Here is an 8,961-nt window from a genome sequence, read left to right as displayed (position 1 = left end):
ATCGGCGCGCTGCTCGCAGGCTGCGCATCGGCGGCCGAACCGGGCGCCGCCGGCACGCCCGCCGCGCTCCGGCCCGCCGGGCTGACCGAACCGGGCGACTCGGTGCCTGACGTCACGATCACGCACGGGCTCAGTCCGTACGGCGACGAAATGCTCGCGGCGGCGGGGGTCGAGCGCGGTTACTTCTCAGATGTCGGCATCACCTTCGATCCCGAGCCGGTCGGCGTGAAGGCCGACCTCATCGCGGCCGTCACGCCGCTGCTGAACGGCCAGATCGAGATCGGCTCGGGGTATCCGCCTGCGCTCATCTCGCAGATGGACAACGTCGACAACGTCGTGGCCTTCCAGCTCCAGGACGTCTTCTACGGGTACCGCATCCTCGCTCCGGAGGGGAAGTACCGCACGCTCGAAGACGAGATGGACGACGGAAAGAGCTATGAAGATGCGCTCGCATCCGTGCTGAGCCAGCTCGACGGCAAGGACGTCATCCTGCGCGACCGCGTCGTGCCGACGTTCTACCAACTCATCACGTCGACCGCCGGCACCGACATGAGCACCTGGAACATCACCTATCTCACCAACCCCGACATTGTGCGGGCTGCGCAGGCCGGCCAGGCGGACTTCGTCTCGCCCACCGGCGCTGTCGAGATCGTACGTCTCCTCGGCGACGGGTGGGAGTCGCTCGTCGCACTCCCCGACGTCATCGAGAACAGTCCCGCCGAAGACACCGTCTCACTCCGTGCCACCTTCTCGGGATACCTCACGACGACCGAATACGCCGAGGAGAACTGGGACACGCTGCTGCGATACGCGTCGGTGATCTACCGTCTCGTCGACGAGTTCCAGGCCGACCCGGAGGCGGTCGCCGCGGACTACGTCGACCACCTGAACAGTTACACGGGCTCCTCGCTCACAGCGGTGGATCTCGCAGGCACGTTCGACGGGCTGTACTCGCTGCGCAGCTTCGAAGACGCCGCCGAGTTCTACGAGGACGAGGATGGCGCGTTCTACTTCGACACCGTCATGGGTGCGCAGATCGACTCGATCGCCGCGCAGGGGGTCATCTCAGAAGGGCACACCCCGGATCAGCTGAGCATCGCCGGCGACATCTGGAAGGCGCTCAAGGAGTACCAGAAGGCGGCCGACGTCGCGCTCGCAGAGGCCCCCGACGGCGACCTCAAGGCCGCTGCGCAGGCGCAGTACGACGCACGCAACTACCTCGACGCGTACCGCCTCGCAGCGGCGGCATCCGAGTGATTCAGTGCTGACGGTCACACTTCCAACCTCCCGCCCGGCGCGCCGCGTCGGGCGGGAGATCCGCCGTCCGCGCATGCGCGACTGGCAGTGGCGCGCGATCGGCATCCTGGCCCTGCTCGTCGCGTGGCAGATCGCGGCTCTGCTGATCGACTACCGCGCGATGCTTCCCTCGCCCATCGAGGTGACGATCGATTTCGCTACGAGCTTCGTCACCGACCCCGGTCTTGCCTATCTCGGCGTGCGCACACCGGGCGCCGGCATCAACATCCTCTGGACAGTGTGCATGGCCGCGCTGGGCTGGGCGCTCGGCTCGTTCCTGGGCGCGGCCGTGGGCCTGCTCAGCGCCCGCCTGCAGTGGGTGCGGAACGCCTCAGAGCCGGCCTTGTTCCTGTTCGGGTCGATCCCTGCGCTCGTGCTGGCGCCGTTCTGCCTCATCTGGTTCGGCCAGGGGCCGATCAGCAAGCTGATCCTGGTGGCGTTCTACTGCTTCGTCACCGTGGGCCTCGTTGCTCAGTCAGCCGCGCTGTCCCTTCCCTCCGCCTGCGAAGAGTACGCGTCGACGCAGGGGCTGGACTCCCGTCGCCGGTTCGTGCACGTCGTCGTCCCCGCATCCCTGCCCGCGGTGCTCGCGGGGCTGCGGGTCGCGCTGTCGACGGCGATCGCCGTGCAGACGACGGTCGAGCTTCTCGGCTCCCAGTTCGGCGCAGGGCGCATCATCGCGATCCGCGCGAGCCAGGGGGACGTGTCGGCAGTGCTCGGTCTGTCGATCGCGATCGGCATCGCGGCGATCCTCCTCGACCTGCTGCTCCAGCGCGGCATCCGTCTCTTCACCCGCTGGCAGTGACCTACCTATAGGAGAACAATGACCCCGACGACCATCGCGACCTGCGCGCCGGCGTTCGACATCTCCGGACTGACCGTGTCGTTCGGCGCGGGCTCGCAGTCCATCACCCCGCTCAAGGGACTGGACCTGACCGTTCCGCGCGGGCAGTTCCTGTGCATCCTCGGACCCTCGGGTCAGGGTAAGAGCACTCTGCTGCGATGCATGGCGGGGCTGCAGGAGGTTACCGAAGGCACCCTCCTGGCGGAGGGTGCGCCAGTGACGGGGCCCGATCCCAACCTGGGGATGGTGTTCCAGCAGGACGCCATCCCGATGTGGCTCCGCGTGCAGGACAACGTCTCCTTCGGCCCGCGCATGCGCCGCGTGCCGCAGCCGACGTGGCTGCCGCGGGTGCGGCATTTCATCGAGGCCGTCGGCCTCTCCGGCCGCGAGCGTGCGTGGCCCAAGGAGCTCTCGGGCGGTATGCGCAAGCGTGTCGCGATAGCCGCGGTGTTCGCCAACGATCCCGACATACTGCTGATGGACGAGCCGTTCGGATCCCTCGACTACTTCACGCGGGCCAATCTCCACGACACCCTCCTCGACCTGTGGAACGAGACGGGTAAGACGATCGTGTTCGTCACCCACGACGTCGACGAGGCGCTCAAGCTCGCCGACCGCATCATCGTGGTCACCGACGGCCGCGTCGGCTATGACATCGATCTGCCGTTCACCCGCCCGCGCGGCGACGATCTGCGCATGAATCCGGATGCCGACGCCATCCGCGCGCGCCTGCTCGAGGTGCTGCAGACCCCCGCGAGGATGCAGTCGTGAGTGGGGTCGCCTCGTCGCGACGCCTGGTCCTGCGCACGCGCCCCTCGGCCCTCAGCGTCGTCGCCGGCCTCGTTGTCGGCCTGATCGCGTGGGAGGTCGTCGCACAGTACTTCGCCGCCGCCACCGCCCAAGGCGATCGCGTCATGCCGTCTCTGCTCACGGTCGCCAGCTCCGGGGTCGTTGGGATCAGCGACTACTGGACGGGCGGCTGGGGCGTCGCGGCGACGAGCGCGGGAGGAGACCAGACCGTGCTCGGCGCCGTGCTCGCCCTCGCGGCCAATGCCGGCGTCACCCTGGCGCGCGTCGTCGTCGGCCTCGCGCTGTCGCTCGTCGTCGGGGTCGGGCTCGGCCTCATGCTGTCGGCCGTGCGTCCGGTGCGTCTCAGCGCGGGCGGCGCCGCCGAGATGCTGCGGATGCTGCCAGGGCTCGCGATGGCGCCGCTGTTCACACTGTGGTTCGGCGCGACCGATCTGTCGGCGATCCTCTTCGTCGTGTTCGGCGTCTCATTCATCCTCATCGTCGGCACGACGAATGCCGTGGCCAACCTGTCGCCGCACGTCCTCGAGTACCCCCGCACGCTCGGCGTGCGCGGGCTGAACCTGTGGCTGCGCGTCGTCGTGCCCGCGATCCTTCCCGAACTGCGCGGCACGCTGGTCTTCGGCGGCCTTGTCGCCTGGACGTCGGTGCTCGCCGGTGAGATCTACGGGCTGACGTCGGGGCTCGGGTGGATGCTCAACGAGACGCTGCGCTTCTCACTCGTAGACCGCATGGTGGTCGTTGCGATCGTATTCTCGGCGCTCGCGCTCGGGACGATGAAGCTGCTCGGCGGGCTGGTCTCCCGACTCACGCGCTGGGCGTGACCATCAGTAGTCGGTGACCGAGAGCGGCAGTTGCACACCGATCTCGTGGGCGGCTTCCTGAAGGTCGGGAAGCCAGCCCACGAGCCGGTCCATCGGCACCCGGAATGCCGGCGCCGAGATACACAGCGCCGCCCGGGTGAGGCCGCGTCCGTCCCGCACGGGTACGCCGATGGCGCGCACGCCCTGGTCGAACTCCTCGTCCGCGGTCGCGTAGTCCCGGGTGCGAACGAGCTCGAGCTCTGCGAGCAGCTTCTCGCGCGAGGTGATCGTCGTGGGCGACCATGGCGCGAGGTCGATCTGGTCGAGGAGCTGCTCCAGCTGCTCGGGCGGGAGTTGGCTCAGCAGCGACTTCCCGGTGGACGTCGCGTACAGCGGCTCGCTCTGGCCCACGGCGCCGCGGATGCCGACTGCCTGCTCGGTGCCCACCTTTTCGATGAACAGCGCGCGCGCGTTGCTCAGCACGGCCAGCTGGACCGTCTCGCCGGTGCGCTTGCTGAGCGCCCGCATGACCGGGTGCGCGATGCCGCCGAGGTCGGTGACGGCGCGCACCCGGTTCGCGAGTTCGAACACGCGGGTGCCCAGATGATAGGTCTTGCGCTCCGGATCGAAGGTGGCGAATCCGAGCGACGTCTCGGTGGCCAGAAGACGGTGCGTCGTGCTCACCGGCAGCGAGACCGCCCGAGCGAGATCGGTCACCGAGATGCCGTCGGGGTGCTGCGACAGCGCCTCGAGGATCGACAGCCCGCGGGCGAGCATCCCCTGCGGCTCTTCACCGGGCAAGGTCTTCTTGGCTCCCATGTGTCCCCGTTCCTTGTCGTGCCGTGCGCGGTCGCGTCAGAACGCGAGCTTGTCTTCGAACTCCGGCGCACGCTTGTGCATGAACGCCTCCGCACCCTCGGCGGCTTCGTCAGTGCCGTAGTACAAGAGGCAGCTGTCGTTCGCGAGCTGCGCGACGCCGTGCAGGCCGTCCTCTTCAGCGCTCACAGCATTCTTGAGCATCCGCAGGGCCGCCGGCGACATGGCGGTCAGTTCGCGTGCCACCGCGACCCCTTCGTCGAGGAGGCGATCCAGCGGCACGACGGTGTTGACCAGCCCCCAGCTCAGCGCCGTAGCGGCGTCGTACCGACGGCAGAGGAACCAAATCTCCTTGGCACGTTTGTGGCCGATCTGCCTGGCGAGCAGGTTGATCCCGTAGCCGCCGTCGAAGCTGCCGACGCGCGGGCCCACCTGGCCGAACACGGCGTTGTCGGCCGCGATAGACAGGTCGCACACCTGCTGCAGCACCTGACCGCCCCCGATCGCGTAACCGGCCACCAGGGCGATCACCGGCTTCTCGATGCGGCGGATCGCGACCTGCACATCGAGCACGCTCGCCGGAGCGATGTCGCTCGTCGCTCCTTCTCCCCCTTCACCCTCACCCGTGCGCTCGGAGAGGTCGGCGCCGGAGCAGAACGCCTGATCGCCGGCACCGGTGAGGAGCACTACGCGCACCGCCCGGTCGTGCCTGGCGCGCGCGAACGCGTGCACCAGTTCGGCGCTGGTCAGCGGACGGAAGGCGTTGCGCTTGTGTGGACGCTCGATCGTGATGAGCGCGATCCCGTCATCGCTCGCACGGTACGAGATGTCGCTATAGGTGCCGGACGTGGCCCAGCTGTCGGTGATCGGCATGTCTCTCCTTGGTAGGCGCCTAGCCCCTCGATTGACGTGTACGCGACGATGCGCTTACGCTGTGTATTCTACAGGGTAGATAAGCCTTCCGCTAGATGGAACGGCGGAGAGGACGTCGTGAAGCGAATCGGCATCGACGCGGGCGGTACCTTCACCGACGCGGTGTTGTGGGACGACGAGCGAGGGATCATCAGCGCGACAAAGGTCTCCTCGCGAGGTCACGACCCCGCCGGCGCCGTCGTCGCGGCGGCACGGCGCGTTGTAGAACTTGCCGACGGCGTCTCCGACGCCGATGTCGAGGAGCTCGTGCACGGCACGACGATCGGAACCAATCTCGCGCTCGAGCGCAACGGCCCGCGCATCGCGCTTCTGGCCACCCGGGGCTTCCGCGACGTGCTCGAGATCGCGCGGCTGACTCGTCCCGCCTCGGCGCTTTACGACCTGCTCGACCCGGGACCCGCGCCGTTGGTGGCCCGCCGTGATCGCTTCGAGATCCCGGAGCGGCTCGACGCCCGCGGAGCGGTGATCGAGGCGCTCGACGAGGAGGCGGTGCGCGCGGCGGCCCGCATCATCCGCGCGCGCGGGGTCACGAGCGTCGCCGTCAGCTTCCTGTACGCCCACGTCGACGGAGCCCACGAGCGCCGCGCCGCCGCGATCCTCCGTGAAGAGATCCCCGACCTCGCGGTGTCGCTGTCGTGCGACGTGCTACCGCAGGTGCGCGAGTTCGAGCGCACCGCCACCACGGTGCTCAACGCGTACCTCAAGCCCGTCTGCGCGCCGTACCTGCGCGAGCTGACCGGCCGCATCGCGGAGTGGAACCCCAACGTGCGCACCTGGATCATGCAATCGAACGGCGGCGTGACCTCCACTTCGCACGCGGCGCACACGCCCGTCAACCTGCTTCTCTCAGGGCCGTCCGGGGGAGTCGTCGCCGGGCGTCTGGTGTCACGCCAGACCGGCATCCCGAACACGATCACCGTCGATATGGGGGGAACCAGCTTCGATGTGTGCCTCATCGCCGACGCGGAGGTTCCCCTGACCACGAGCAGCCGCACCATGGACCTTCCCGTGCAGGTGCCGACGGTCGACATAGAGACGATCGGAACCGGCGGCGGCAGCATCGCCCACGTGGACGCCGGCGGCCAGTTCCTCGTCGGACCGCAGAGCGCCGGCGCGAACCCTGGACCGGCCGCATACGGTCGCGGGAGCACGGAGCCCACCGTCACGGACGCGAACGTGGTGCTGGGCATCCTCGAAGACGGGGTGCGCCTCGGCGACGACGTCACGGTGGACCGCTCTGCGGCGCTGGCGGCATGTGCGCGCCTGGGCGATCGGCTCGGGCTGGGCGCGGTGGCGACGGCCCTCGGCATCCGTCGCATCTCGAACGCGGCGATGGCGGGCGCCGTCCGCGCGGTCTCGGTCGGCCGCGGATACGACCCGCGCGACTTCGCGCTGAATGCGTTCGGCGGGGCGGGGCCCATGCACGCCGCCGACATCGCGGCGGAGCTCTCGATCCCCACGGTGATCGTCCCGCCATCGGCCGGCGTGCTGTCGGCGGTCGGGCTGGTGGTGTCGGACGTCGTTCACAACCACGCCGCGAGCTTCATGGCGCGGCTGGGCGACGGCGTCGAGGACGCGCTCGCCGCCGCCCTGATCGCGCTCGCGGATCGGGCTCGCGCGCACCTGGCGTCGGAGGGCGTCCCCGCAGTCGATCAGACGATCCTGTACGGGCTCGACCTGCACTACGCCGGGCAGAACACCTCCATCACCGTGCCGGTCGACCGCATCGACGTGCCCGGCTGGACCGGGCGCGCGGCGGATGGCTTCCACGGTCTGCACGAGCGTCTCAACGGGTTCCGAGTCGACGTGGAAGCGATCGACATCGCCGTCGCGCGCGTGACCGGCATCGGCGTCGTGACCGGTGGAGAGCGCACCGGCACGCCCGGCCCACCCGTCGCCGCGACCGCGGCGGGTACCCGCACGCTGCACGTCTCGGCCGCCGAAGAGGCGACCGTACCGCTGTTCCGACGCACCGACCTGCTTCCCGGCCACTGGTTCGAGGGCGCCGCGATCGTCGCCTCCGACAACACCACCGTGGTGGTCCCGCCAGGATCCCGTTCCGTCGTCGACGCCCACGGCAACCTGCTGCTGCACCTGAAGGGACGCGCATGACCCTGCTCACCGACCAGACCGACACCGCGCTCGACGCGATCACCTTCTCGGTCATCGACGCCGGCCTGCGCGCTGCGGTCGCCGAGATGAAGGCTGTCGTGCTGCGCACCGCGTACTCGAACCTCTGGCGCGAGGCCGGCGACCTCTCCTGCGCGCTGCTGGACGCGTCCGGCGACATCGTCGTGCAGGGTGTCGGCGACATTCCGATCCATCTGGGCAGCATGCCGATGACGATGCGGGGCGTCCTCGATCGCATCGACGCGGCGGACCTTCGCCCGGGGGACGTCGTGCTGCAGAACGATCCCTATCGCGGCAACAACCACATGCCCGACTTCTTCATGGCCAAGCCGGTCTTCGCCGACGGGCGCCTCATCGCGTTCGCCGCGGTGCGCGGCCACTATGTCGACATCGGCGGTGCCGCACCCGGCAGCTACTTCACGCTCGCTACCGACATCTTCGGAGAGGGGCTGCGGATGCCGCCGGTGAAGATCTATCGCGAGGGACTCATCAACCAGGATGTCGTCGACATCATCACTGCCAACGTCCGCAACCCGGCCGAGCGCATGGGCGACATGCGGTCGCAGTACGCCGGGTGCGTGACGGCGGAGCGGCGCCTCCTCGACTTCTGCGAGCGGTACGGAGCGGAAGTCGTGGTTCAGTCCATGCGCCAGGTGCTCGACGTGAGCGAGCAGCGAGCCCGAGCGGCGTTCCGCGCGATCCCCGACGGCCGCTACGAGTTCGAGGATCACTGCGACGGTGACAGCTTCGATCCGGCTCCCATCGCCATCCGCGCGGCCGTGGAGGTCTGGGGCGACGAGGTCACGATCGACTTCACCGGATCGTCGCGCCAGTCGCGCGGCGGCATGAACAGCCCGCACGGGGTGACGGTGTCGGCGGCGTACTTCGCCCTCAAGGCGCTCTCCGAGCCGCACACCGCGTCGAACTCGGGCTCCTACCGCCCCGTCACGATCATCGCACCGCAGGGCACGATCGTGAATCCCCACGCGCCGGCCCCAGTGGTCGCGGGCAACCACGAGACGTCGGCCCGCATCGCCGATGTCGTGCTCGGCGCGCTCGCCCAAGCCGTGCCCGATCTCGTCCCGGCGGCGGGCACGGGAAGCGCCACCGTGCTCATCGTCGGGCGGGAGGACGTGCCCGACGACGCCATCATGTACGAGGTGCATGGCGCCGGCCAGGGCGGTTCGCTGCGCGCGGACGGCTCGCACGCGCGGCGCACCAGCATCGGCAACACGGGCAACACCCCGTCCGAGCTGCTCGAGGCGGCGCACCCGGTGCGCGTGCTCTCGTACGGGCTCACGCGCGACGGGGGCGGCGCGGGCCGCACCCGCG

Annotated in this window: 8 protein-coding genes; 6 read left to right on the top strand and 2 right to left on the bottom strand. The window is 69.3% G+C overall.

Annotated elements, in window-relative coordinates:
- The 4 genes from EIO58_RS08055 to EIO58_RS08040 form a co-directional block, all read left to right on the top strand.
- A partial coding sequence (locus EIO58_RS08055) for a hypothetical protein (RefSeq protein ID WP_205789182.1) occupies nt 1–1,257 on the top strand: 1,257 nt, incomplete at its 5' end.
- Between the two features lie 73 nt (nt 1,258–1,330).
- Nucleotides 1,331–2,101, top strand: a complete 771-nt coding sequence (locus tag EIO58_RS08050; protein WP_127819091.1) for an ABC transporter permease — start codon at nt 1,331–1,333, stop codon at nt 2,099–2,101.
- 18 nt (nt 2,102–2,119) lie between these two features.
- Nucleotides 2,120–2,911, top strand: a complete 792-nt coding sequence (locus tag EIO58_RS08045; protein ID WP_127819090.1) for an ABC transporter ATP-binding protein — start codon at nt 2,120–2,122, stop codon at nt 2,909–2,911.
- The gene (locus EIO58_RS08040) at nt 2,908–3,771 is read left to right on the top strand and encodes an ABC transporter permease (RefSeq protein ID WP_127819089.1); all 864 of its coding nucleotides are present in this window, start codon (nt 2,908–2,910) and stop codon (nt 3,769–3,771) included. Before EIO58_RS08045 ends, EIO58_RS08040 begins: the two co-directional genes overlap by 4 nt.
- Nucleotides 3,772–3,774: 3 nt before the next feature.
- Here the strand turns inward: EIO58_RS08040 and EIO58_RS08035 are convergent, their stop codons facing one another.
- The gene (locus EIO58_RS08035; RefSeq protein WP_127819088.1) at nt 3,775–4,569 is read right to left on the bottom strand and encodes an IclR family transcriptional regulator; all 795 of its coding nucleotides are present in this window, start codon (nt 4,567–4,569) and stop codon (nt 3,775–3,777) included.
- A 36-nt stretch (nt 4,570–4,605) separates the two neighbouring features.
- On the bottom strand, nt 4,606–5,439 hold the full coding sequence (locus EIO58_RS08030; protein ID WP_127819087.1) for an enoyl-CoA hydratase-related protein: 834 nt from the start codon (nt 5,437–5,439) through the stop codon (nt 4,606–4,608).
- Nucleotides 5,440–5,556: 117 nt separating this feature from the next.
- On the opposite strand from EIO58_RS08030, the gene EIO58_RS08025 reads away from it, so the two are divergent.
- Nucleotides 5,557–7,611, top strand: a complete 2,055-nt coding sequence (locus EIO58_RS08025; RefSeq protein ID WP_164861587.1) for a hydantoinase/oxoprolinase family protein — start codon at nt 5,557–5,559, stop codon at nt 7,609–7,611.
- Nucleotides 7,608–8,961, top strand: a 1,354-nt coding sequence (locus EIO58_RS08020) for a hydantoinase B/oxoprolinase family protein (protein WP_164861586.1), incomplete at its 3' end; no start/stop codon positions are given. The genes EIO58_RS08025 and EIO58_RS08020, both read left to right, overlap by 4 nt.

Origin of the sequence: Microbacterium sp. CPCC 204701, assembly GCF_004010105.1 — a bacterium.
In the GTDB taxonomy this organism is placed as follows: domain Bacteria; phylum Actinomycetota; class Actinomycetes; order Actinomycetales; family Microbacteriaceae; genus Microbacterium.
Note: the sequence above shows the minus strand (reverse complement) of the source record. Positions and strands in the feature narration are given on the sequence as shown.